We start from the raw sequence: 25,316 nt of genomic DNA on the forward strand, positions 1-25,316 counted from the left end.
GATCATGCGTGAGGATCGAGGAGGGATTTGCGTATGCTTGGTTTGATGCAAGATTGGCCCTTGCTGTGCCACAAGATTATTGAGCACGCCGCCAAATATCACGGCACGCAGGAAGTCGTGACGCGGTCGGTCGAAGGCCCGATTCATCGCACCACTTACGCCGAAATCCATGCCCGCGCGCTGAAAGTTTCGCAGAGCCTGGAGCGCGACGGCATCAAGCTCGGCGACCGCGTTGCCACCATCGCCTGGAACACCTGGCGCCACCTCGAGGTCTGGTACGGCGTCATGGGGATCGGCGCGATCTGCCACACGGTCAATCCGCGGCTGTTTCCGGAACAGATCGCCTGGATCGTCAACCACGCCCAGGACCGCATCGTCATCACCGACCTCACCTTTGTTCCGGTGCTGGAGAAGATCGCCGGCCAGCTGCCGAGCGTCGAACGCTACGTGGTGCTGACCGACAAGGCGCACATGCCGCAGACCACGCTGAAGAACGCGGTCGCCTATGAGGACTGGATCGCGGCGTCCGACGGCAAGTTCGAATGGAAGACCTTCGACGAGAACACCGCCGCGGCGATGTGCTACACCTCCGGCACGACGGGCGATCCCAAAGGTGTCCTTTATTCGCACCGCTCCAACGTGTTGCACGCGCTGATGGCCAACTCGAAGGACGCGCTCGGCACCTCCGCGTCGGACACAATGCTTCCGGTCGTCCCCTTGTTCCATGCCAACAGCTGGGGCATTGCCTTCTCCGCCCCGTCGATGGGCACCAAGCTCGTGATGCCCGGCCCGAAGCTCGACGGCGCCTCGGTCTACGAGTTGCTGTCGACCGAGAAGGTAACCCACACCGCGGGTGTGCCGACGGTGTGGCTGATGCTGCTGCAATACATGGCCGCCAACAATCTCAAGCTGCCCGATCTGCAGATGGTGATCTGCGGCGGTTCGGCGATGCCGCGCTCGATGATCAAGGCCTTCCTCGACATGGGCAGCCAGGTGCGCCACGCCTGGGGCATGACCGAGATGAGCCCGCTCGGCACGCTGGCCACGCTGAAGCCGCCCTTCAACGATCGCGGCGGCGAGGAGCGGCTAGACATCCTGCAGACCCAGGGCTACCCGCCGTTCGGCGTCGAGATGAAGATCACCGACGATGCCGGCAAGGAGCTGCCGTGGGACGGCAAGACCTTCGGCCGCCTCAAGGTCTCCGGCCCCGCGATCGCGAAGGCCTATTTCCGGGTCGACAGCAACATCCTCGACGATGCGGGCTTTTTCGACACCGGCGACGTCTCGACGATGGACGAGCACGGCTATATGCGGATCACCGACCGCTCCAAGGACGTGATCAAGTCCGGCGGCGAATGGATCTCCTCGATCGATCTGGAAAACCTCGCGGTCGGCCATCCGGCGGTCGCGGAAGCCGCCGTGATCGGCGTCCATCACCCCAAATGGGATGAGCGGCCGCTGTTGATCGTGCAGCTCAAGCAGGGCGAGAGCGCCACGCGCGAGGACATCCTGAAGTTCATGGACGGCAAGATCGCCAAATGGTGGATGCCCGACGACGTCGCCTTCGTCGACGGCATTCCCCACACCGCGACCGGCAAGATCCTGAAGACGGCGCTGCGCGACCAGTTCAAGGACTACACCTTCCCCACCGCCGCGGCGTGACGATTCACCCTCTCCCCTTGTGGGAGAGGATGCGCTCGCACAGCGAGCGCGGGTGAGGGGTTCTCTCCGCGGAGACAACCCCTCATCCGTCGCGGACTTCGCATAGCCGATGCAAGGCATCGGCGTCCTCAACGGCGGCCGGAGGCCGCCTACGGCGACCTTCTCCCACAAGGGGACAAGGGAAGCACCGACCTAAATCCCGCCCAAATCCCTTGAATTCGCCGCAGGTCCGTGGTCTCACACGATCATTGGCGGCGGCTGAGGTCGCCCAAGGACATCTCAACCGGCAGATTTTTCGACGATGGCGCGCAGGTTTTCCGCTCCCTACCAGCAGGAGCCCGTGTCCGGTCTCGCCACCTGGTCGCGCAACCTCGCCATCTTTGCCGTCGTCGCGGTGGTGGTCTCGATCCTCATCGTCCGCTTCGGGTTCCTGGAGGTCAAACCGGCGCTTATGACCTTCTTCGGCGCGCTGGGCTTGGCTGGCCTGTCGATCCTGCTCGGGCTCGCCGCCTTCGCCGCGATCTGGCAGAACGGCACCCGCGGCATGGGCCGGATCCTGCTCGCGCTCGTGATCAACGCCGCGATCCTCGCCTACCCGGCCTACCTCACCTACCAGTACCGCAAGCTGCCGCGGATCTACGACATCACCACCGACGCGATCGACCCGCCGAAATTCGAGGCGCTGGCGCGGCTGCGCACTGGGGAAGGCACCAATCCGGCCGCCTATGCCGGTCTCTATTCGGCCGAGCAGCAGCGCGCGGCCTGGCCCGATATCGAAACCGTCGAGCTCGAAGCCCCGGTCGACCGCGCCTATGAGATGACCTTGCGGCTGGTGAACCGCCGCAAATGGCTCGTCATCGACGCCCGCGCGCCGCAGCCGCCGCGCCGCATCGGCCGGATCGAGGCGGTGGCGCGCACCCCGATCATGGGTTTCCGCGAGGACGTCTCGATCCGGGTCACGCCCGATGACGAAGACTCGCGCGTCGATATCCGCTCGGCATCACGCTATTTCGACGCCGATCTCGGCAGCAACGCTGCGCGGGTCAAGAGGCTGATCGAGGACCTCAACACCGCCGCCGACAACGACAACGCCAAACCGGCCAAGAAGGCGGTCCCTGCCGCGCCGCCGAAGACGCCGCCGGCGAAGACGGTGAAGAAGTAATCTTCTCGTCATTCCGGGGCGCGCCAACGGGTCCGCGCAAAGCGCGGCCCGATGACAGGCTCCGCGCGAGCCCGGAATCCATCAGGCCGCAGACTCCGTGGTGAAATGGATTCCGGGTTCGTGCTTCGCACGCCCCGGAATGACAGGCTAGGCCACTCTGTACGTGCCGCCGATCACCGGATCGCCATCGGTCGCCACGATGCCGCGCGCGACCAGATCCTCCAGATGCGCCAGCACCGAATAGCCGGCGGCGTTGGCGAGGCGCGGATCGAGCCCGATATAGATCGCCCGCACCATGGTCGGGATGTCGGCCTCGCCCTTGCCGAGGCGATGCAGGATCGACGCCTCACGGGCCCGGCGGTGCCGCGCCAGGAAGCGGACATAGCGCGGGCCTTCCGGAATCTCCGGGCCGTGGCCGGAGAAGTAGAGCTGCTCGGGCCGCTGCTCGAGCCGCTCCAGCGACGCCATGTAGTCGATCATCGAGCCGTCGGGCGGCGCCACGATCGAGGTCGACCAACCCATCACATGGTCGCCGACGAAATTGATGCTGCGCTCGGCCCATGCGAACGCCAGATGGTTGGCGGTGTGGCCGGGGGTGGCGACCGCCTCCAGCGCAAAGCCTGTGCCCTCGATGACGTCGCCGTGCTTGACCTCGACATCGGGCCGGAAATCGCGGTCCGCGCCGGACTCCGGATTGTGCTTCTCGCTCTCGAAGCGCGGGCGCGAGGCGCGGTGCGGCCCCTCCGCGTAAACCGGTGCGCCGGTCGCAGCCTTGATCCGCGGCGTGTTCGGCGAATGGTCGCGATGGGTGTGGGTGACCAGGATGTGGGTCACGGTCTCGCCTTTGACCGCATCGAGCAGCGCCTTCGCATGCGCCTCGTCATCGGGACCGGGATCGATGATCGCGACCTTACCCTGGCCTATGATGTAGCTGACCGTGCCGGTGAAGGTGAACGGGCTCGGATTGTTGCAGAGGACGCGGCGCACGCCGGGGCGGACCTGTTCGACCACGCCGGGCTGCAGCAGGAAATCGCGGTTGAACGGGATGTCGTCGTTGTCGGCCATGGCTCTTGTCCGTGATGTCCGGCTTCTCTTTGACCTCGTCCCCGGGCTTGTCCCGGGCATCCACGTCTTCCGTTGCGAGCCCCAAGACGTGGATGGCCGGGACAAGCCCGGCCATGACGGCGTTTGGGTGAGCGCTCCTTACGAGAACGCCTGAATGCCGGTGATCGCGCGGCCGAGGATCAGGGCGTGGACGTCGTGCGTGCCCTCATAGGTGTTCACGGTCTCGAGGTTCGCGGCGTGGCGCATCACGTGATACTCGATCTGGATGCCGTTGCCGCCGTGCATGTCGCGCGCCATGCGGGCGATGTCGAGCGCCTTGCCGCAATTGTTGCGCTTGACGATCGAGATCATCTCCGGGGCCATCTTGCCCTCGTCCATCAGGCGGCCGACGCGCAGAGAGGCCTGCAGGCCGAGCGCGATCTCGGTCTCCATGTCGGCGAGCTTCTTCTGCACCAGCTGCGTGGCAGCGAGCGGCCGGTTGAACTGCTTGCGGTCGAGCGTGTATTGCCGCGCGCGGTGCATGCAGTCCTCGGCGGCGCCCAGCGCGCCCCAGGAGATGCCGTAGCGGGCGCGGTTGAGGCAGCCGAACGGACCCTTGAGGCCGGAGACGTTGGGCAGCAGCGCGCTTTCCGGCACCACCACATTGTCGAGCACGATCTCGCCGGTGATCGAGGCGCGCAAGCTCAGCTTGCCGCCGATCTTCGGCGCCGACAGGCCCTTCATGCCCTTTTCGAGGATGAAGCCGCGAATCTGGTTGTCATGCGCGGCCGACTTGGCCCACACCACGAAGACGTCGGCGATCGGCGCGTTCGAGATCCACATCTTGGCGCCGTTGAGCTTGTAGCCGTCGGCCACCTTCTCGGCCCGGGTCTTCATGCCGCCGGGATCGGAACCGGCATCCGGCTCGGTCAGGCCGAAGCAGCCGACCCATTCGCCGGTCGCGAGCTTGGGCAGATATTTCTTGCGCTGGTTTTCGTCGCCATAGGCGTAGATCGGATACATCACCAGCGACGTCTGCACCGAGTTCATCGAGCGATAGCCGCTGTCGACGCGCTCGATCTCGCGCGCGACGAGGCCGTAGGCCACGTAGCTCGCATTGGCGCAGCCGTATTCCTCGGGCAGCGTGACGCCGATCAGGCCAAGCTCGCCCATCTCGTTGAAGATCTCGCGATCGGTCTTCTCTTCCAGATAGGCCTTGGTGACCCGTGGAGCCAGCTTGTCCTGCGCATAGGCCCGCGCGGTGTCGCGGATCAGGCGCTCGTCTTCGGTGAGCTGCTCGTCGAGCAGGAACGGATCATCCCACTGGAAGCTGGCGGCAGCCGGCTTGTCCTTGGCCTGGGGGCGCACGCTCATGAAACATCCTTTCGCATCATCACTCGGAAATTGGCGGATAAATTAAAGCGCTATGCTGCGAAGCGCAATTGAATTGGGTTGTCGTCATTCCGGGGCGCGACACAGCGTGACCCCGGAATCTCGAGATTCCGGGTTCGATGCATGCGCATCGCCCCGGAATGACGAACGTCAGGTCTCCAGCTTCTCGTTCGACACGATCTCGATGCCGAAACCGGACAGCCCCTTGTAGTCGTGGACCGACGAAGTCAGGTGACGGATCGAGGTGACGCCGAGATCGCGCAGGATCTGCGCGCCGACGCCGACCTCGCGCCACTGCTTGTGGCGATCGGCCTCCGCGGTTTTCGACTCCTCGACCGGCTGCACCGGAACACCTGCAGCACCGTCGCGCAGATAGACCAGCACGCCGCGGCCGGCAGCCTTGAAGTGCCGCAGCACGGCTTCCATGCGCGCCGGCCCGGTGAAGAGGTCTTTGACGATGTTGGGCTTGTGCAGCCGCGTCAGCACGTCCCGGCCGTCGCCGATGCCGTTATAGACGAAGGCGGCGTGCATGATCTCGTCGAACGGCGAGCGATAGGCATAGCCCTGGAGCGGCCCGATCGGGCTTTCGGTGGTGAAGGTCGCGACCCGCTCGATCAGCTTCTCGCGCGCCTGGCGATAGGCGATCATGTCCGCGATCGTGACATGCTTGAGCTTGTGGGCGGTTGCGAATTTCGCGACCTGCTCGCCCTTCATCACGGTTCCATCGTCGTTCATCAGTTCGCTGATGACGCCGACCGGCGGCAGGCCCGAGAGCCGGCACAGATCGACCGCGGCCTCGGTATGGCCGGAGCGCAGCAGCACGCCGCCGTCACGCGCGATCAGCGGGAAAATATGGCCCGGGCGGGCAAAGTCGTTGGCACCGGCATTGGGATTGGCGAGCGCGCGGCAGCAGGAGGCGCGTTCCTCGGCCGAGATGCCGGTGCCGCCGTCGGGCTTGTAGTCGATCGAGACGGTGAAGGCGGTGGTGTGGTTGGACTCGTTGTGTGCCACCATCGGGTCGAGCCGCAGCCTACGGGCGTCCTCGGTGGTGATCGGCGCGCAGACGATGCCGGAGGTGTGGCGGATGATGAAGGCCATCTTCTCCGCCGTGCAGAACGACGCCGCGACGATCAGATCGCCCTCGCCTTCCCGATCGTCATCGTCGGTGACGACGACAAGTTCGCCCTTCGCAAAGGCTTGCAGCACTTCCTGGATCGTATCGGCCATTGTCCTGACATCTCGTTATATGCAGGCAGTGGATTAGCCGGGTTCCGATGTCAGCGCCAGTATCATTATGCAACCCGCCATGCGTCCGGCAGGCATACCAGGACGGTGACGGGTACCGCATTCCCCGGATCATGCTCGCCTACGGCAACACCTCGCGCCGGTCGCTCAACTGGGCGTCCAGCTCGGCGCGCTTGTCGTCGAGCAGGCCGGCATCGGTGGCCTCGATCACCGCATAGAGCTCGCCGGCGTCGCTGAGGCGGGTCACCGTCACGTAATCGGCGCCGGCCGCGTAGAGGTCGTCGACGCCGGACAAGAGGTCCGCGGTGGCGACAACCTTCGCGGTCGGGTTCAGGGCGCGGACGTGACGCACCAGCTTCTCGTTGTCGGCGCCGACCAGCAGGAAATCCGGCACGCTCAGGATGATGATCTCGGCCTTGCCGATGCCGGCATGGACCAGGGTATCGACATTGCTGATATCGCCATAGATCACGTGCATGCCGCGATCGGTCAGCGTGCGGAACACCAGCGGATTGAAGTCGACGACGCTGATCTGCTCGAGCAGCGACTGGTTCTGCCGCTCGATCTGGCTGATCAGCGCGCTCGCGGCGCGGAAAAAACCGAGGATGACGATGCGGCGGATCTCGCCATGTTCGCCCTCTTGCCCGGCCTCGCCGCGGCCCTCGCCCTCCTGGTCGAGGTCGCGCAGCCCGATCCGCTTCAAGGGACCGATCAGGCCGCGCACGATCTGATCGCTGCGGCCCATCGCGAAGGTCGAGAGCACCGCCAGCACCACGAACGCGAACGAGACTGCATTCGCGGTCTGGGTCGCGATATGGTTGGCGGCGACGCCGGTCTGGATCACCACCAGCGAGAACTCGGATATCTGCGCCAAATTGATCGCCGGCAGCAGGCTGGCGCGCAGGCCCTGCTTCATCAGATAGAGCGGCGTGAACATCGTGACCAGCCGGCTCGCCACCGTGAAGGCCGCAATCACCAGCGCCAGCCCGATCACCTGCAAGCCCGGAACAGGGATCGTCATGCCGAGCGCGACAAAGAACAGGGTGATGAAGAAATCCCTGAGCGTCGTGACCTTGGCGGTGACGTCGAGTGCGTAGGGAAAGGTCGAGATCGAGACGCCGGCGACCAGCGAGCCCATCTCGCGCGACAGATGCAGCCGCTCGGCGATCTCGCCGATCAGGAAGCACCAGGCGAGCGCGCCGAGCAGCACCAGCTCGGGCCGGCGCGCGATCTGGTGGAACAGCCGCGGCAGCACGTAACGGCTCAGCACCAGCGCGGTCGCGACCAGCACCGCAACGCGGGCGATCGACAGCAACACGACGCTGATCTGCAGATTGTCCAGGCTCGGCTGCACCGCCAGGAACAGGATCGCGAAGATGTCCTGCAACACCAGCCCGCCGAGCGTAATCCGGCCCGGCAGCGTATCCAGCTCGCGCTTCTCGTAGAGCACCTTGACGATGATCACGGTCGAGGACAGCGCACAGGCGACGCAGAGATAGACCGCGTCGAACTTGCCGCCGCCGATCGCAAGCCCGATGGCTGCAAAGAACGCGACGCCGATCAGGCAGCCGCCCAGCAGCTCGCCGGCGCCGGCGAACAGGATGACCTTGCCGGCGCGGATGATCTTCTTGAGGTCGATTTCCAGCCCGATCATGAACAGCATGAAGATCAGGCCGAGCTCGGAGATGATGCTGATCGACTCCTGGGACTTGACCCAGCCCATGCCGAATGGACCAATGAAAAAGCCGGCGATAAGGTACGCCAGGATCAACGGTTGCCGGGAGAAATGGGCGAGCAGCCCGAGCCCCCAGGCAAACAGGATACAGAGCGTGATGTCGGGAATCAGTTCATGCATGCATCAAAGACTTCCTGTTGCCGCAACCTAGAGGGCCGGGCGTGAGGATCAACCGAGCAATGTGTCACATCCGCGCAGGCGGCATTTTTCTGGCAGTTTTGGTCTGCCTCACCGTGCGCATGCCTGAGGCGCTAGCACAATCCCCCGGAAGTATTGAACAAAATTTCGCAAGTTCGCTGACCGCGGTCCCGACGGAAGGGCTCACCGCCTCCGGTGCATTCTATGTGCCGGTCTATTCCAGCGTGTCGATGAGCCAGGGCAAGCTCAGGGCCGACTTCTCGGTGACGCTCAGCGTGCACAACGCCTCCGAGACGAGGCCGCTGGTGCTGAAGCGGATCGCCTATTTCGACACATCAGGCAAGATGGTGGAGAGCTACCTCAAATCGCCGATCGCGCTAAAACCGTTTGCCACCGTCGAGGTCGCTATCGCCACGACCGATACCCGCGGCGGCACCGGCGCGAACTTCGTGGTCGATTGGGCGGCCGCGGGCGAGATCGCGGAACCGGCGGTCGAGGCCCTGATGGTCGGCAGCGTCGGCCCCGGGCACTACGCCTTCATCAGCCAGGGCCGGCCGATCAGGCTGCCCGGCAAGAACTGACTGCATAGAGGGCCGCTTACGCGCGGCCTTCTCAACGACAACAACACGGAGCGAAACGTCCATGTCCACCTCAGCCCAGTTCGACTTTGCACCGCTGCTCCCGGCCGGCCTGCCTGCGCCGGCGGCGCGATGGACCGGGCTCGCGAAATACAGCTTCGTCGGCGGCAACAATGATCCTGACCAGGTCCCGGTCGACGGACTGCTGGAGGCGGTCAATGCCGTGCTGAAGCGCGAAGGCAGGAATCTCGCGACCTACAACCTCGCGCACGGGCCGCAGGGCTATCTGCCGCTGCGCCAATTCCTGACCGAGAAGCTGAAGCGCGACGCGGGGATTGCCTGCACGCCGGATGAGATCATGATCGTCTCCGGCTCGCTGCAGGCGCTCGATCTGGTCAACCAGACCCTGCTCGCCAAGGGCGACACCGTGCTGATCGAGCAGGAAACCTATCAGGGCTCGCTGAACCGGCTGACGCGGCTCGGCGTCAACACGGTCGGCATTCCCCTCGATGGCGAGGGCATCAGGATCGATGCGCTGGCCGCAGCGCTCGCCGATCACAAGCGACGCGGCATCACGCCGAAACACATCAGAACCCGACCGGCTCGATCCTGCCCGAGAGCCGGCGCGCCGAGATGCTGAAGCTGTCAAAAGAATACGGCGTGCCGATCTTCGAGGACGATTGCTACGCCGATTTGATCTGGAGCGGTGAACGGCCGCCCGCGATCTACGCCATGAGCAAGCATGGCGGCGTGATCCATATCGGCTCGTTCTCCAAGTCGATCGCGCCGGCGCTGCGGGTCGGCTTCATCGTCGCGCCGTGGGAGATCATGTCGCGGATGCTGCCGCTGAAGACCGACGCCGGCTCCGGCGCGCTGGAACAGATGGTACTCTCAGAATATTGCGCGCCGCATTTTGCGACCCACGTGCCCAAACTGACGCGAGGACTGCGCGCAAAACTCGACACGCTGATGGAGGCGCTGAACGAGCAATTCGGCACCGCGGCCGAATTCGAGGCCCCCAAGGGCGGCATCTTCCTCTGGGTCAAGCTGCCCGACAATGTCGACACGTTGAAGCTCTATCAGGCGGCGCTCGCCGCCGGCGTCTCGATCAATCCTGGACCGGAATGGTCGACCAGCAAGGCGCATTCCGGCAGCCGGCTCCGCCTCTGCTTCGCCAGCCCCTCGCACGAGCAGATCCGCGAGGGCGTCGCGGTGCTGGCCGAGGTGTGCCGCAAGGAGTTCGGCGTGCCGGCGCGGAGCAGCAATGTGGAGAAGCGCGGCTAATTGAACGCGTCAGACTGCAGCCGCGCTATCGGTTCACCTCTCCCCAACGAGGAGAGGTGATCGAGAGACCGAGTCACCGCACCGAAAACGGCGCTTGATAGGGCCGCCCGAACGGCACGCCGTTGACCACGGTCTGCACCGGCTTCAGCTGCAGATTGCCGTCGCGCTTGTTGTTGCGGGTGTCGACGAAGGTGACCGGGCCTTCGACGAGATCCATGATCGCGACGTCGCCGGGCGCGCCGCGCTGCAACGTGCCGATCTTCGGGGCGCGGTTGATGATCCGCGCCGGCACCGCGGTTGCCATCGCCACCACCTGATCCAGCGATGAGCCCATCGCCAGGAACTTGCTCATCACGTTCGGCAGGAACGGGATGCCGGGCGAGTTGCCCGAAAAGACATGGATGTCGGAGGAGATCGTGTCGGGCGTGCAGCCCGCCGGAATGGCGATCTCCGCCACCGTGAAATCGAAGCTGCCGCCGCCATGGCCGACGTCGAACAGCACGCCGCGCTGCTTGGCTTCGAGCGCTGCCTGCAGCAGCTTGCCGTCCTGCACGATGTTGGTGAAGGCGCCGGACATGTTCGGCGCGCCGGAATAGGCGTGAGTGAGGATATCGCCCGGCCGCAGCAGATCGAGAATGTCGGACATTAGCTCCCTGGTCTCGACGCCGCCGATATGCACCATCATCCGCGCCGGCCAGCCGCACATTTCGCAGGCCTGGATGGCGCGCTTCAACGGCTCGATGCCGTGCTTGAAGATGACGTTCTCCGACATCCGCACCTTGACCCCGATCAGGAAGTCCGGGTTCTCGGCAAGCGCCATCGCGCAGGCTTCGACCTGGGCATTGTCGATATTGTAGAGCTCGGCCACCGGGAACGCCGACAGGCCGTTGTTGGCGATATGGAGGAAGGCGTAGATCCGCGCCCGCGACTGCGCCACGATGAAGCGCCGCAGCGCCGCGAGGTTGTTGACGCCGGCATCGCCGGCCGACACGACGGTCGTGGTGCCCTGGAATTGCACCAGCTCGTCGGCGGGAATGCCGATCGCCGATCCGTACGGATAGACGTGACAGTGCAGGTCGACGAGGCCCGGCATCACGAGCTTGCCCGAGGCGTCGATGGTTTTGGCGGCGCGAGCGGCCGGGATCTCGTCCTCAACAGCCTCGATGATGCCCCAGCGGATGCCGATGTCGCGCTTGCCGCGCAGCGACTGGCTGGGATCAATCACGTCGCCGCTCTTGATCACGAGGTCGAACTTGTCGTCCGGCCCCATCGCCGCAAAGGCTGGTCCCGCGATGACGGCGGCAGCGGCCGATCCTGAAACTTTCAAAAAATCCCGGCGCGAAAATCCGCTCACGGCGACGCCCCCCAGTATGATTTTTATGGCGCGATGATGCGTCGGACGCGGCCCTTAGGCAAGGCCATCGAAGCGACGTGCTGCGCTCATCCATCGATTGTGCGCGACAACACGCGACGCACAGCAGCAACTGCAATTGCCTGAACAACCGTTCAGAAAACTCCTCCGTTTCCTCAGGAACGTTTCGATGCCTGTACGGTTTCCTCCACGCATCATTGAGGAGGATGAAATGAAAAAATTTGGCTTTGTTCTTGCGGCTGTCGGTGCGCTTGCAGTGGCCGTTCCGTCGATCGCGAGCGCCGAGACCGTCGTGATCAAGCGCGGCGGCCACCATCACTGGGATCGTGGCTGGGGCGCGCGCGCCGAGATGCGCCATGACCGTGGCTGGCATCGCGGCTGGCACCACGACCATGACCGCACGGTGGTCATCAGGCGGGATCGCTACTAAATCGACAGACGGAAAATGGCTCCTCGCGGAGCCATTTTCTCTTTCTACGTTCTCATCAAATATCCGCCGGGCTCAATCCCACGCCGGCGCAAATCCTGGATTGACGCAGCGCATGTCCTTGCGCAACGCAGCGATCGCCTTGCGGTCGTCGTCGTCGAGCCTGACCTTCAGCGCATCGAGATTGGCCTTTTGGCTTTCGGCGCGCGAGGCTTTCGGGATTGCCGCAACGCCGTCCTGGTCGAGCAGCCATTTCAGCGCCACCTGCGCTGCGGTCGCATCATGCTTCTTGCCGATCTTTGCAAGGGTATCGTCGGTGGCGAAGCGGCCCTGGGCCAGCGGACAATAGGCCACGAGCGGGATCGATTTCGCCGCGAGATATTTGCGCACCGGCGTCTGATCCAGCATCGCATGATATTCGATCTGGTTGCAGGCGATCGGCGCCTTGATGTCCTCGACCACGGTCTTGAGCAGCGCGGTGGTGAAATTGGCAACGCCGATCGCGCGGGTGCGGCCCTCTTCCTTCAGCGTCATCAGCGTCTCGAACACCGCCGGCAGCTTCATGCTCGTCGACGGCCAGTGCACCAGATAGAGATCGACATGATCGAGCCGCAGCTTGTTCAGGCTGGTGTCGAACGCCTTGCGGATCGCGTCCGGCGCCAGGTTCTCGTGCCAGACCTTGGTGGTGACGTGCAGGTCCTTGCGCGCGACGTTCGCGGCCGCGATCGCGGCCCCGATCGCCTCTTCATTGGCGTACATTTCGGCGGTGTCGATATGCCGGTAACCGAGCCCGAGCGCGCTCTCGACCGCCGCACGGCAGGCATCGCCCTGCATGCGGAACGTGCCGAGTCCGAGCTGCGGCAGGTTGATGCCCTTTGTCTGCAGATTTTCCATGGATAGCTCCTGACGCGTGGGGCGCCGATGCCATCGACGACGTCACGCGGGCAATTCGTCTGGTCGGAATGAAATTGGCAGGACTGCCAATACCGCAGTCTGCCCGCAAACCAGCCTGTCGGGCAAGGCATCTGCAATCAAGATGTCGCGACGAATCCTGGCTTGACGCGTTTTCTTCACGCGAAGTCGAACCCCACTTCGCTCGAAAATGCTACGGGCTAGATGTGTTCCGCCATGATCTGGCCGGGCCGCGCGTCCGGCCGTGGTTCGATGTCGACCGACCAGAGGTCGTGGTTGTCGACGTCCTTCAGCGTCACCGTCATCACAGAGGTCGTGCCGTCGATGTCGACGCGGCCGAAGAATTGCAGGCCGAAGTATGGCGCGAGATTGTCGCCCTGCTCGGCCGAGCAGCCCTTCTGGTACATCGCCTTCGGGCCGAAGGTGTTGTCGAGCTCGCCCGGCGACCAGGTGCCGGCATGCAGCGGACCGGAGACGAACTCCCAGAACGGCTCGAATTCCTGAAACACCGCGCGGTTCGGATCGTAGTGATGCGCGGCGGTGTAGTGCATGTCGGCGGTGAGCCACACCGTGTTGCGGACACCGGCGCGCTTCATGAATGACAACAAATCGGCGATCTCGTGCTCGCGCCGCGCGGGCGGGCCGTCGCCGAGCGCGACCGCATCCAGGCTGACCAGGCCGATCGGCAGATCCGCCGCGATCACCTTCCAGACAGCATCCGACGCCACCAGTTCGCGCTTCAGCCAGGCGAGCTGGCTCTCGCCGAGGATGAATGCCTGGTCCGGATCGCCCTGCCTGTTCCAGCTGGAATCGCGATAGGAGCGCATGTCGATGATGAAGACGTCGAGTAGCGGCCCATAGGCGATCTTGCGATAGACGCGGCCGTCGCGCTCCGGCATCAGCCGCATCGGCATGAATTCATGGAAAGCGCGGCGCGCCCGCGCCACCAGACGCGAGGTACCGTCGGTATCATAGCCGGTGGCGTCGGCGGTGCCGACCGGCGACCAGTCGTCGGCCACCTCGTGGTCGTCCCACTGCGCGAACATCGGCACTTCGGCGTGGAAGGCGCGAAAATTCTCGTCGAGCCAGTTGTATCTGTAGTTGCCGCGAAACTGGTCGAGGCTGTGCGCGACGACGGATTTCTCCTCAGTGACGATGTTGCGCCAGATCTCGCCGTTCGGCAGCGTCTGCTGCGGCGGCACCGTGCAATCCGCATAGATGTGGTCGCCGGAATGGATGAAGAAATCCGGGCGCTCGTTGAGCATGGTGCGGTAGCTGCGCAAGCCGCCGCGCGCGGGGTCGATGCCCCAGCCCTGCCCGACGACGTCGCCGGACCACACGAACGAGATCGAGCGCCGGTCGACCGGCGCGGTGCGGAAATGCCCGACGCGGCTTTCGCCGGCGGTGCCGTCGCGATCCGCAAAGCTGATGCGATAGAACAGGTCCTGGCCCGGAGGCAGGCCGTCGAGCAGCAGCTTTGCGGTGAAGTCGCGCTCGGGCAGCGCATCGGCGGATGCGGTGCGCAGGATGGTGGCGAAGCTTTCGACCGTGGCGCATTCGATCTGCATCCGCGCGGCGCGATCAGCGCGGGCCCAGATGACAGCGGAATCGCGCGCCACATCGCCGGACTGGATACCCGCGATCGCCGGGCGATCCGCAGCACGGCTCAGATAGGGTCTTGCGAGCGAGCCCAATCCGGCCAGCGCAGCCGTCGACGCCGAGCGCACCAGAAGCTGACGCCTTGTAAGGCCTCGTCCCCTCGCGGAGATCGTTGTCGGCATCGAATAACCTTCGTCGAATCGCAACGAAGGTTTTGCCTGCGCCGTTTGACTCCGCCCTTACGGTTTCTTGACTCTCCGCCGACGGTTTTGCGACGGCGGGATGACTCTTGGAGCAGCGGCCCCGGAACAAAAATCCGTCATCCTGAGGTGCGAGCGCAGCGAGCCTCGAAGGATGAATCGGCCACGGACGGGGGCCGATTCATCCTTCGAGACGGCCACTTCGCGGCCTCCTCAGGATGACGGGTTTGGTATTGGTGCGGATGCGCGCGTAGATCGGCGTGAGACTGCCGAGCCGCCCCTCACCGCTGCCAGTTACAGATGCCGCCGGTGCGGCACGGCCAGGTCTGGATCCTGGTGTCGCGGGCTTCGGCATCGAGCGGGTTTGCGTGCCGCCTTGCAAGCTTGGCACGGGCCGGGACGCGCGCGACCGCGCGCTGCTTCTCAGGCTGCGCTGTTACCTTGGCCGTCCGGGCCGCCTTCTGTGATGCGACCTTCGGCTGCTCGGCCGTCGGCTCGACATTGGCACGCTGATCCGGACCGTGGTCGGTCTTCGCCTCGACCGCAACCGGCTCGAACTGCGCCGGCGGCCCGAGTCGCTTCGGCGACAGCACCGCCTGGGAAAGATCGAGGCTGAAGAACTCGCTGGGGCGGTACTCGTCAGCCAACGCCACGCCGCCCAAAGCCAGGCACGCGGTACAAACAATTGCAACCAAAACGTTTTTCAGGACCATCAACGGGCCTCCTGAAATCACTCGAATAGAACAGCCATCATGTAAGAGCCCGGCCGCGCGAATCCACCCCGCTGTTGCGGGCAGGGTTACGGATCAACCAAGGCGGCCGTGGAAAGTTCCCGCGGCCCGCCGCCTGCCCTACTCGGCCGCCTGCGCCAGCGGCTGGCCGATCGCGCGCTCCAGCCGCGCGCATTCGGTGCGGTAGCCGGCGACGTTGCCCTCCTTGATGTGGCCGTAGCCGCGCACGAGGTCTGCAGCCTTGGCCAGCGCCACCAGCCGCGGCAGGTCGAGCGGCTTCTTGCCGTCGAGACGGCGCAGGATCATCGCCGAATACTCGATCGGCAGGGCACGCTCCATCTTGCGCTCCGCGGTGTAGCCGAAGATATCGAACGCGGTGCCGCGCAGGCCCTTCAGCCCCGCCAGCAGGCCGAACGCCTTGAAGATCCACGGGCCGAATTCGCGCTTCTGCAAACGCCCGGTGACGGGATCGCGCTGCGCCAGCAGCGGCGGCGCCAGCAAGACCTTCAAACCGGAATTGCCTTCGAACTGCTCCTTCAAAGCCTTGGTGAACTCGCCGTCGGAATAAAGCCGCGCGACCTCGTACTCGTCCTTGTAGGCCATCAGCTTGAACAGGCCTTTTGCAAAGGCCTCGGTCAGGTCCTGCGAGCCCGGCGCGGTCGCGGCCTCGGCGGTGCGGACGCGCGCGACGTCGTCGAGATAGCGCCTGGCGTAAGCCTCGTCCTGGTAGTCGGTGAGGAATTTGGCGCGGAACGCGATCGCCTCGTCCAGCGTCTTCTTTGCCGGCGCTGTGCCTGCGCTCTTGAAGCGCGCGGCGCTGACCACGCGTTGCAGATCATGCGCGGCAAGCCGACCCCAAGAGAACGCGGTCTTGTTCATCTCGATCGCGGCGCCGTTGAGCTCGATCGCCTTCAGGATCGCATCGAGCGACAGCGGGATCGCGCCGCGCTGGAACGCAAAACCGAGCATGAAGGCGTTGGTCGCGATGCTGTCGCCCATCAGGGCGGTCGCAAGCCCGGTGGCGTCGAGGATGTCGAGATCATCGGGCCGCACCGCGCCGTTCAGCGCGTCGCGCATCGCACCAGCCTCGAAATCAATATCGGGATCGATCACGAAGCTCGCGGTCGGCAACAGATCGGCGTTGACGACGGCCCGGGTGACGCCGCGCTCGGCGCGGCTCAGCGCCGGCACGCTGGTGGCCACGACAAGGTCGCAGCCGAGGATGAGATTGGCATTGCCGGGCGCGATGCGGACCGTGGTCAGCATGTCGGACGCCGGCGCGAGGCGGACGTGGCTCATGACCGCGCCGTTCTTCTGAGACAGGCCGGTGAAGTCGAGCGTCGAGCAGGCGAGACCCTCGACATGCGCGGCCATGCCGAGCAGCGCGCCGATGGTGATGACGCCGGTGCCGCCGATGCCGGTGATCAGGTGTTGTAGGGGGCGGCAAGCGCAGCCGCAGGCGGCGTCGGCAGGTCGGCGAACAGCGCCTTGGGATCGGCGGCGGTGCGGTCGGCCTTGCGCAGCTTGGGATCCTGCACCATCACAAAGCTCGGGCAAAAGCCTTCGATGCAGGAGAAATCCTTATTGCAGTTCGACTGGTCGATGCGGCGCTTGCGGCCGAGCTCGGTCTCCAGCGGCTGCACCGAGACGCAGTTCGACGCCATCGAGCAGTCGCCGCAGCCTTCGCAGACGCGCTCATTGATGAAGACGCGCTTGGCCGGATCGGGAAACAGCCCGCGCTTGCGGCGGCGGCGCTTCTCGGCGGCGCAGGTCTGGTCGTAGATCAGGACGGTGAGGCCCTCGATCTCGCGCAAGGTGCGCTGCACGCCGTCGAGCTCGCGGCGATGGTGGATGGTAGCGCCCGACGGGAAATAATTGGCGGGATATTTGTCCGGATCGTCGGAGACGATCGCAAGCCGCTTGGTGCCCTCGGCCGCGACCTGGTGCGCGATCTGCGACACCGTGAAGCCGCCCTCGGCCGGCTGGCCGCCGGTCATCGCGACGGCGTCGTTATAGAGGATCTTGTAGGTGATGTTGACGCCGGCCGCAGCCGCGGCCCGTAGAGCTAAAAGCCCGGAATGGGTGTAGGTGCCGTCGCCGAGATTCTGGAACACGTGCTGTTCGCTGGTGAACGGCGCCTGCCCGATCCAGCTCACGCCCTCGGCGCCCATATGCGAGATGGTCTGGGTGTTGCGGTTCGGCACCGACAGCACCATGCCGTGACAGCCGATGCCGGCCATGGCGCGGCTGCCCTCGGGGATCTTGGTCGACGAGTTGTGCGGACAGCCCGAGCAGAAATACGGCGTGCGCTGCAGCTTCGCGGTGCCCGTGCCCTCGACTGGGCGATCGAACGCCTCAAGTTTCGCCAGGCGCTGCTCCAATAGCGGACTACGGTGGCCGAGCTTGCGCAGACGCGCGACGACGGCGGCCGCCACCATGGTCGGCGTCAGCTCGCCCTCGCTCGGCAGCAACGGCGCGCCGGTTTCGTCGCGCTTGCCGACCACCGAGGGACGCTTGGATGCGTCCATGTTGTAGAGGATGCGGACCAGCTGGTCCTCGATGAAGCCGCGCTTCTCCTCGACGACAAGCACGTCCTGCAGGCCTTCGGCGAAGGCGCGCGCGCCGCGTGCTTCGAGCGGCCAGGTCAGCGCCACCTTGTAGATGCGCAGGCCCAGCGCCTGCGCGTCGGCATCGGTGATGCCGAGATCGGCGAGCGCCTGGCGCAGATCGAGATAGGCCTTGCCGGTCGCCATGATGCCGAGCCGCGCCGGCTTCGAATCCAGCACGATGCGGTCGAACCGGTTGACGCGGGCGAAGGCCGCGACCGCCTCCATCTTGGGCCCGTGCAGCCTGCGCTCGGCTTCCAGCGGCGGATCCGGCCAGCGGATCGAGAGCCCGTCCGGCGGCATCTCGAAATCGTCAGGTGTGATGATCCTGATGCGATCGGGATCGCTGACGATCGAGGCCGAGCTTTCGACGGTTTCCGAGATCGCCTTGAAGCCGACCCAGCAGCCGGAATAGCGCGACAGCGCAAAGCCGAGGATGCCGAGGTCGAGATAGTCCTGCAGCGTCGCCGGATTGACCACCGGCATCAGCGCCGAGGCGAACACCTGCTCGCTCTGGTGCGCGAGGGTGGAGGACTGGCAGCCATGGTCATCGCCGGCCAGCGCGATCACGCCGCCATTTGGCGAGGTGCCGGCCGAATTGGCGTGCTTGAGCGCATCGAGCGAGCGGTCGACGCCGGGGCCCTTGCCGTACCAGATGCCGAACACGCCATCGACCTTGGCGCCCGGGAACATGCCGACCTGCTGGCTGCCCCACACCGCGGTCGCCGCCAGATCCTCGTTGAGGCCGGGAACGAAGGCGATGTCGTGCTCTCTGAGGAACGATTTCGCGCGCCATAGCGCGTGGTCGTACATGCCGAGCGGCGAGCCGCGATATCCGGAAATGAAACCCGCGGTGTTCAGCCCGTGCACGCGGTCGCGTTCGCGCTGCAACATGGGCAATCGGACCAGAGCCTGGGTACCGGAGAGGAAGATTCGTTTCGTGTCCAACCGGTACTTGTCGTCCAGTCCAACGTCCATCAACGCCATCAGTCTCAGGCTCCCCGCCGGTTAGTCGCGCCGGTCCGAACCGGTCTCATTATCTTCCGAATGATCATGCATCAGCATGCACCGGTTTTGTTATGCATGAACAGCCCCGTTCCATGGCCGCAGCACATAACTCGATGTTGCACATGCGAGGTCTTGCCGAACCCCGGCTTCTTTGAAACGGTGGCGCGCAAAGGGAGACCAAGGATGATTACAGTCGAATCCGCGTTCACGACGGAAATCGTGGAGAACGGCAATCTGCTGGTGGGTCCGTGGCGTAGCCCGAAGCAGATGCTGCAGGCCCAGACCTACGACTCGCACGCCTCGATCCACGACGACGCAACCGCGCAGAAGCTCGGCTTCCGCGGCGGCACGATCGAGGGACCGACCCATTTCAGCCAGTTCGCGCCATTATGCGAGCGGATCTGGGGCCGGGCCTGGTTCATGACCGGATGCCTGTCGGCGCATTACCGCAATCCGGTGTTCGAAGGCGAAGAGGTGCAGGCCCAGATCGAGAAGCCGAAGCCGGGCCAGACTGTTTGCACGATCGGGATGATCAAGCGCGACGGCACCGAAATCCTGCGCGGCACCACCTCGATTGACGGCGACGGCAGCGAGACGGCGCTGAGCCACCGGCTCGGCGAATTGAAGCCGCTGACCGATCCCGTGATCCTCGCCGACATCAAGGTCGGCATGAAGACGCCGCGGCAGGCGATCAAGATGGATTTCGACCAGAACATGGGCGATCTCTATCCGTTCTCGCTGGCCGACAAGCTCAAGGTGATCACCGAACCATCAGACTATTATTCGCTGGAGCATAATCCCTGGGGCCGCGCCATCATCCCGATGGAGATGCTGAGCGTGCTGTTCCAATACCGCGCGCGCGAAGATCGCCTGCCGGTCCGTGGCCCCGCCGTCGGCCTGTTCGCCGATCAGGAAATTCGGCTGGTGCGCGGGCCGCTATTCCCGGGCGAGACCTATTGGGTCGAGCGTGAGGTGGTCGCGCTCTCGGGCAGCAAGCGCACCGAGAGCATGTGGGTGCGCTCGACCGTGTTCGATGCCGACAATGCTGAGGTTGCGACCATGCTGCTCAACGGCGCCAGCATGAAGGACTCCTACGCCAACTACGAAACCGAGCACAAAGCACTCTACGGCTGAAGCGACAGCCGCCTGTTCCGCAAGCCGCCGAACCAAGGACAACAACAATGGCCCGCCTGCCCTATCTCGAAGCCGATCAGGTCGCACCCGAATATCGCGACATGCTCAAGCGCAATACCAATCTGCACAAGCTCCTGGTCAACTCGCCGGATATGGCGCGCGCCTTCAACGGCATCGGCGGCTATATCCGCTTCAAGAGCAAGCTCGATCCGCGGCTGCGCGAGCTTGCGATCCTGCAGGTCGGCTGGCTCGAGAAGTCGGAATACGAGTTCACCCACCATGTGAAGATCGGCAAGGAGTTCGGCGTCACCGATGAGGACATAAAGGGCCTGATCGCGGAGACCGACGGCAAGCCGTCGACACTCGAGCCGCTGGCGAAAGCGATCCTCAGGGGCGCCCGCGAGATGGTGCGCGAGCTTGCGATGTCGGATGCGACCTTCGCCGAGATCAAGCGAGAGCTGTCCGACGAGCACATGACCGACCTGGTGCTGACGATTGCGTTCTATTGCGCCGTGGTGCGGGTGCTCGCCACCATGCAGATCGACAACGAACCTTATTACAAAGACGTACTGCAACAGTACCCGTTACAGGGAGTGAAGTGAGATGCGCCTGCAAGATCGCGTCGCCATCGTCGTCGGCGCCGGCCAGAGCCCCGGCGAGGGCATCGGCAACGGCCGCGCCACCGCGCTGACCTTCGCCCGCGAAGGCGCCAAGGTGCTGTGCGTCGATCACAATCTGGCATCGGCGCAGGAAACCGTCGACCTGATCGCGGCTAAGGGCGGCACTGCTATAGCCTTCAAGGCCGACGTCACCAAAAGCGTCGACATCGAGAGAATGGTGGTCGCCGCGCACGCCCACTGGGGCAGCGTCGACATCCTGCACAACAATGTCGGCGTCAGCCTCTCCGGCGGCGACGCCGAACTGCTCGACATCACCGAGGAGGCATTCGACCGCTGCGTGGCGATCAATCTGAAGAGCTGCGTCCTGGCCGCCAAGCATGTGATCCCCATCATGCGGCGCCAGCGAGGCGGCGTGATCATCAACATCTCGTCGATGGCCGCAATCACGACCTATCCTTACGTCGCCTACAAGGCAACCAAGTCGGCAATGATCGCCTTCACCGAGCAGCTCGCCTACCAGAATGCGCAATATGGCATTCGCGCAAACGTGATCCTGCCGGGGCTGATGAACACACCGATGGCAGTGGATACGCGCGCCCGCGAATTCAAGACGAGCCGCGCCGAGGTCGAGGCGGAACGCGACAGCAAGGTGCCGCTGCGTCACAAGATGGGGACCGGCTGGGATGTCGCCAACGCCGCGCTGTTTCTTGCATCGGATGAAGCCAATTTCATCACCGGTGTGACGTTGCCGGTCGATGGCGGTGCAAGCGTGCGACGCGGCTAATCGAGATGATTAACCCGGTTAATCCAGGTGATTAACCTGTGTGACGGCGTGCGGTTAATCACTGTGACGAAATCACGCGTCAATGCGCCGCAATGATTCGAAAAACTTGAAGTATTCCAATGACACGGCGATGTGACGGCGCGTCCACATAAATCGAAATCCTGACTCGTTCTGGTCGCACGAAATTCATCTGCGCTCTGTATCTCGCACCCCAAGATTTCTGGAGTGCCAAGACCATGAGCGAAGAATTCGAACTCAGACCCGATCAGTGGGATGCGCTGAAAGCGTTGCGGGCTCCCGCAGCAAACCCTTCAAGGCTGAACCGGTTTGCCGTCGAAAGCCTGATCACGCTCGGTTATGTCGCAGTGCGTGGAGATGCGTTCGCCTTGACCCCCGCGGGCCGCAAGGTGCTGGTCCGCGGTTCGTCAGTTCTGCTGCTCGACATCGCAGCCTGACCTCTTCGAGATGACACCAAGCTTGCACACGCGACATCATGCCGCGTGTGCTTTTCCGGGAATGGTCGCCTCGCCATGCTGCGTCAGCGGCTTCATGCCGGTGAGGCTGCGCAGCAGCACATAGAACACCGGCGTCAGGAACAGGCCGAAGATCGTGACGCCGATCATGCCGGAGAACACCGCGACACCCATCGCGCGCCGCATCTCCGAGCCCGCGCCGGTCGACAGCACCAGCGGCAGCACGCCCATGATGAACGCCATCGACGTCATCAGGATCGGCCGCAGGCGCAACCGGCTCGCCTCGATCGCGGCGCGGATCGGCGAGCGTCCGGCGAATTCGAGCTCGCGCGCGAATTCGACGATCAGGATGGCGTTCTTGGCCGACAATCCGACCAGCACGATCAGGCCGATCTGGGTGAAGACGTTGTTGTCGCCCTTCGACAGCCAGACCCCGAACATCGCGGCCAACAGGCCCATCGGCACGATCATGATGATCGAGAGCGGCAGCGCCAGGCTCTCGTAGAGCGCGGCGAGCACCAGGAACACCAGAAGGATCGCCAACGGAAACACCCAGAGCCCGGAATTGCCGGCAATGAACTCCTGATAGGTCAGGTCGGTCCATTCGAAGGCAAAGCCTGGCGGCAGCGTTTCCGCGGCGATTCGCGTTGCCGCCTCTTGCGCCTGGCCGGAGGAATAGCCGGGCGCGGCGGCGGCGTTGATGTCCGATGACAGGAAGCCGTTGTAGCGGATCGCACGCTCCGGCCCAGCGCTCTGGCGGACCTTCAGCAAGGCCGACAGCGGCACCATGTCGCCGGACGACGAACGCACCTTCAGCTGCCTGATGTCGTCGGCACGCGCGCGGAACGGCGCGTCCGCCTGCACATAGACCGAATAGGTGCGGCCGAATTTGTTGAAGTCGTTGACATAGTAGGAGCCGAGATAGATCTGCAGCGTGTTGAAGACTTCCGTCACCGGCACGCCGAGCTGCAACGCCTTGGTGCGGTCGATATCGGCGAACAGCTGCGGCACGTTGACCTGGAAGCTCGAGAACACGCCGGCGATCTCCGGCGCCTTCTGCATCGCGGCCATGAACGCCTTGGTCGCATCGTTCAGCGCCTCATAGCCGAGGCCCGCGCGGTCCTCGATCTGCAGCTTGAAGCCGCCGATGGTGCCGAGGCCGTTGACCGGCGGCGGCGGGAACATCGCGATGAAGGCATCCTGGATGCCGGCATATTTCTTGTTCAGCGCCGCCGCGATCGCCGGACCGCTGAGCGACGGATCCTTGCGCTCGTCGAATGGCTTCAGCGTCGAGAACACGATGCCGGCGTTGGAGGAGTTGGTGAAGCCGGAGATCGACAGGCCGGGAAACGCCACCGAGCTCTCGACACCCGGCTGCGTCAGCGCGATGTCGCTCATCTTGCGGATCACCTCCTCGGTGCGGTCGAGCGTGGCGCCGTCGGGCAGCCGGGCAAAGCCGACCAGGTACTGCTTGTCCTGGCCCGGCACGAAGCCGCTCGGCACCTGCTTGAACAGCACGCCGGTGAGACCGACCAGCAGCACATAGAGGCCGATCACCGCAGCCTTGCCGTAGATGACCTTGGTGACGGTCCGGCCGTAGTTCTCGGAGGATTTCGTGAAGACCTTGTTGAAGCCGCGGAAGAACCAGCCCAGCGACTTCTCCATGATCCGGGTCAGCCAGTCCTTCGGCTCGTGATGGCCCTTCAAGAGCAGCGCCGACAGCGCCGGCGACAGCGTCAGCGAGTTGATCGCTGATATCACGGTCGAGATCGCGATCGTCAGCGCGAACTGCTTGTAGAACTGCCCGGTGAGGCCGGAGATGAAGGCGAGCGGCACGAACACCGCAATCAAGACCAGCGCGATCGCAATGATCGGGCCCGACACTTCGCGCATCGCCTGGTTGGTGGCGTCGCGCGGCGACAGGCCGGATCCGATGTTGCGCTCGACATTCTCGACCACGACGATGGCGTCGTCGACCACGATGCCGATCGCGAGCACCAGGCCGAACAGGCTGAGCGCGTTGATCGAAAAGCCGAACACATGCATCACCGCGAAGGTACCGACGATCGACACCGGAACCGCGATCAGCGGAATGATCGAGGCGCGCCAGGTCTGCAGGAACAGGATCACGACCAGCACGACGAGCGCGATCGCCTCGAGCAGGGTGTGGATGACGGCCTCGATCGAGGAACGCACGAACTGCGTCGGATCATAGACGATCTGGTATGACACGCCTTCCGGCATGTTCTTCTTGATCTCGGCCATGGTGGCGCGGACATGGTCGGAGATCTCCAGCGCGTTCGAACCCGGCGCCTGGAAGATCGGGATCGCGACCGCCTGCTTGTTGTCGAGCAGCGAGCGCAGGCCGTATTCGGAGGCGCCGAGCTCGATCCGCGCGACGTCGCGCAGCCGCACCACGTCGCCGTTCGCGCCGGTCTTCACCACGATGTCGCCGAACTGCTCCTCGGTCGACAGCCGCCCCTCGGCGTTGACCGAGAGCTGGAGGTCGAGGCCCTTGACGCTCGGCGAGGAGCCGACCACGCCGGCGGCGGCCTCGACGTTCTGCGCCTGGATCGCGCGCACCACGTCGCTCGCGGTCAACGCGTGCTCGGCCGCCTTTTGCGGGTCGACCCAGACCCGCATCGAATAATCGCCGGCGCCATAGAGCTGGACGTCGCCGACGCCGTCGATCCGCGCCAGCCGATCCTTGACGTTGAGCACTGCGTAGTTGCGCAGATACGTCATGTCGTAGCGGTTGTTCGGCGACAGCAAATGCACGACCATGGTAAGGTCGGGCGAGCTCTTCTTGGTGATGATGCCGAGCTGGCGCACCACGGCCGGCAGGCGCGGCTCGGCCTGCTGCACGCGGTTCTGCACCAGCTGCGTTGCCTTGTCGGGGTCGGTGCCGAGCCGGAACGTCACCGTCAGCGTCATCGCGCCGTCGGTGGTCGCCTGGCTCGACATATAGAGCATGCCCTCGACGCCGTTGATCTGTTCCTCGATCGGCGTTGCCACCGTCTCGGCGATCACCTTCGGATTGGCGCCCGGATAAGTGGCGCGCACCACGACCGACGGCGGCACCACGTCGGGATATTCCGAGATCGGCATCGCCAGCAGCGAAATCAGGCCGGCCAGGAAGATCAGGATCGATAACACGCCGGCGAAGATCGGCCGGTCGATGAAGAATTTTGAGAGATTCATGGCTCCGCC

Annotated in this window: 17 protein-coding genes and 2 pseudogenes; 9 read left to right on the top strand and 10 right to left on the bottom strand. The window is 64.5% G+C overall.

What is annotated here, in order from left to right; genetic code table 11:
• The first annotated feature begins 33 nt into the window (after nucleotides 1-33).
• Nucleotides 34-1,662, top strand: a complete 1,629-nt coding sequence (locus tag HAP54_RS48140; protein ID WP_166298226.1) for a fatty-acid--CoA ligase — start codon at nucleotides 34-36, stop codon at nucleotides 1,660-1,662.
• A 301-nt stretch (nucleotides 1,663-1,963) separates the two neighbouring features.
• Nucleotides 1,964-2,824 (top strand): DUF1499 domain-containing protein, encoded by an 861-nt coding sequence (locus HAP54_RS48145; protein ID WP_166298227.1) that lies wholly within the window; start codon nucleotides 1,964-1,966, stop codon nucleotides 2,822-2,824.
• A 147-nt stretch (nucleotides 2,825-2,971) separates the two neighbouring features.
• Here the strand turns inward: HAP54_RS48145 and HAP54_RS48150 are convergent, their stop codons facing one another.
• The 4 genes from HAP54_RS48150 to HAP54_RS48165 form a co-directional block, all read right to left on the bottom strand.
• Nucleotides 2,972-3,889 (bottom strand): MBL fold metallo-hydrolase, encoded by a 918-nt coding sequence (locus HAP54_RS48150; protein ID WP_166298228.1) that lies wholly within the window; start codon nucleotides 3,887-3,889, stop codon nucleotides 2,972-2,974.
• Nucleotides 3,890-4,027: 138 nt separating this feature from the next.
• Nucleotides 4,028-5,242, bottom strand: coding sequence for an acyl-CoA dehydrogenase (locus HAP54_RS48155; RefSeq protein WP_029081406.1), 1,215 nt, complete (start codon nucleotides 5,240-5,242; stop codon nucleotides 4,028-4,030).
• 168 nt (nucleotides 5,243-5,410) lie between these two features.
• On the bottom strand, nucleotides 5,411-6,487 hold the full coding sequence (gene ribB / locus HAP54_RS48160) for a 3,4-dihydroxy-2-butanone-4-phosphate synthase (RefSeq protein WP_166298229.1): 1,077 nt from the start codon (nucleotides 6,485-6,487) through the stop codon (nucleotides 5,411-5,413).
• Between the two features lie 139 nt (nucleotides 6,488-6,626).
• Complete coding sequence (locus HAP54_RS48165) at nucleotides 6,627-8,360, bottom strand: cation:proton antiporter (protein WP_166298230.1); 1,734 nt, start codon at nucleotides 8,358-8,360, stop codon at nucleotides 6,627-6,629.
• 119 nt (nucleotides 8,361-8,479) lie between these two features.
• On the opposite strand from HAP54_RS48165, the gene HAP54_RS48170 reads away from it, so the two are divergent.
• Entirely contained in the window at nucleotides 8,480-8,959 is a 480-nt protein-coding gene (locus HAP54_RS48170; protein WP_166298231.1) for a DUF3124 domain-containing protein, read from the top strand.
• A gap of 61 nt (nucleotides 8,960-9,020) precedes the next feature.
• Nucleotides 9,021-10,240: pseudogene (locus HAP54_RS48175) on the top strand (PLP-dependent aminotransferase family protein).
• A 73-nt stretch (nucleotides 10,241-10,313) separates the two neighbouring features.
• Here HAP54_RS48175 and HAP54_RS48180 read toward each other — a convergent pair.
• A complete protein-coding gene (locus HAP54_RS48180) occupies nucleotides 10,314-11,594 on the bottom strand; it encodes an amidohydrolase family protein (protein ID WP_166298232.1) in 1,281 nt (426 codons plus the stop codon).
• A 229-nt stretch (nucleotides 11,595-11,823) separates the two neighbouring features.
• On the opposite strand from HAP54_RS48180, the gene HAP54_RS48185 reads away from it, so the two are divergent.
• Entirely contained in the window at nucleotides 11,824-12,042 is a 219-nt protein-coding gene (locus HAP54_RS48185) for a hypothetical protein (protein ID WP_166298233.1), read from the top strand.
• Between the two features lie 72 nt (nucleotides 12,043-12,114).
• Here HAP54_RS48185 and HAP54_RS48190 read toward each other — a convergent pair whose 3' ends face one another.
• The 4 genes and pseudogenes from HAP54_RS48190 to HAP54_RS52700 form a co-directional block, all read right to left on the bottom strand.
• On the bottom strand, nucleotides 12,115-12,933 hold the full coding sequence (locus HAP54_RS48190) for an aldo/keto reductase (RefSeq protein ID WP_166298234.1): 819 nt from the start codon (nucleotides 12,931-12,933) through the stop codon (nucleotides 12,115-12,117).
• Nucleotides 12,934-13,151: 218 nt separating this feature from the next.
• Nucleotides 13,152-14,732, bottom strand: coding sequence for an alkaline phosphatase D family protein (locus HAP54_RS48195; protein WP_166298235.1), 1,581 nt, complete (start codon nucleotides 14,730-14,732; stop codon nucleotides 13,152-13,154).
• Between the two features lie 299 nt (nucleotides 14,733-15,031).
• The gene (locus HAP54_RS48200; protein WP_175619330.1) at nucleotides 15,032-15,463 is read right to left on the bottom strand and encodes a hypothetical protein; all 432 of its coding nucleotides are present in this window, start codon (nucleotides 15,461-15,463) and stop codon (nucleotides 15,032-15,034) included.
• Between the two features lie 138 nt (nucleotides 15,464-15,601).
• Nucleotides 15,602-19,074, bottom strand: a pseudogene (locus HAP54_RS52700) (indolepyruvate ferredoxin oxidoreductase family protein).
• 204 nt (nucleotides 19,075-19,278) lie between these two features.
• On the opposite strand from HAP54_RS52700, the gene HAP54_RS48215 reads away from it, so the two are divergent.
• The 4 genes from HAP54_RS48215 (at nucleotide 19,279) to HAP54_RS48230 (ending at nucleotide 22,088) form a co-directional block, all read left to right on the top strand.
• Nucleotides 19,279-20,229 (top strand): hypothetical protein, encoded by a 951-nt coding sequence (locus tag HAP54_RS48215; protein ID WP_166298236.1) that lies wholly within the window; start codon nucleotides 19,279-19,281, stop codon nucleotides 20,227-20,229.
• 47 nt (nucleotides 20,230-20,276) lie between these two features.
• Complete coding sequence (locus HAP54_RS48220; RefSeq protein WP_166298237.1) at nucleotides 20,277-20,831, top strand: carboxymuconolactone decarboxylase family protein; 555 nt, start codon at nucleotides 20,277-20,279, stop codon at nucleotides 20,829-20,831.
• 1 nt (nucleotide 20,832) lies between these two features.
• Nucleotides 20,833-21,633: an SDR family NAD(P)-dependent oxidoreductase gene (locus tag HAP54_RS48225; protein WP_166298238.1), complete on the top strand. Its 801-nt coding sequence runs from the start codon at nucleotides 20,833-20,835 to the stop codon at nucleotides 21,631-21,633.
• Between the two features lie 236 nt (nucleotides 21,634-21,869).
• Nucleotides 21,870-22,088: a hypothetical protein gene (locus HAP54_RS48230; protein WP_166298239.1), complete on the top strand. Its 219-nt coding sequence runs from the start codon at nucleotides 21,870-21,872 to the stop codon at nucleotides 22,086-22,088.
• 36 nt (nucleotides 22,089-22,124) lie between these two features.
• Here the strand turns inward: HAP54_RS48230 and HAP54_RS48235 are convergent, their stop codons facing one another.
• Nucleotides 22,125-25,307, bottom strand: a complete 3,183-nt coding sequence (locus HAP54_RS48235) for an efflux RND transporter permease subunit (RefSeq protein ID WP_166298240.1) — start codon at nucleotides 25,305-25,307, stop codon at nucleotides 22,125-22,127.
• Nucleotides 25,308-25,316: the final 9 nt, after the last annotated feature.

Origin of the sequence: Bradyrhizobium sp. 2S1, from assembly GCF_011516625.5 — a bacterium.
GTDB classification, from domain to species: Bacteria; Pseudomonadota; Alphaproteobacteria; order Rhizobiales; family Xanthobacteraceae; genus Bradyrhizobium; species Bradyrhizobium septentrionale.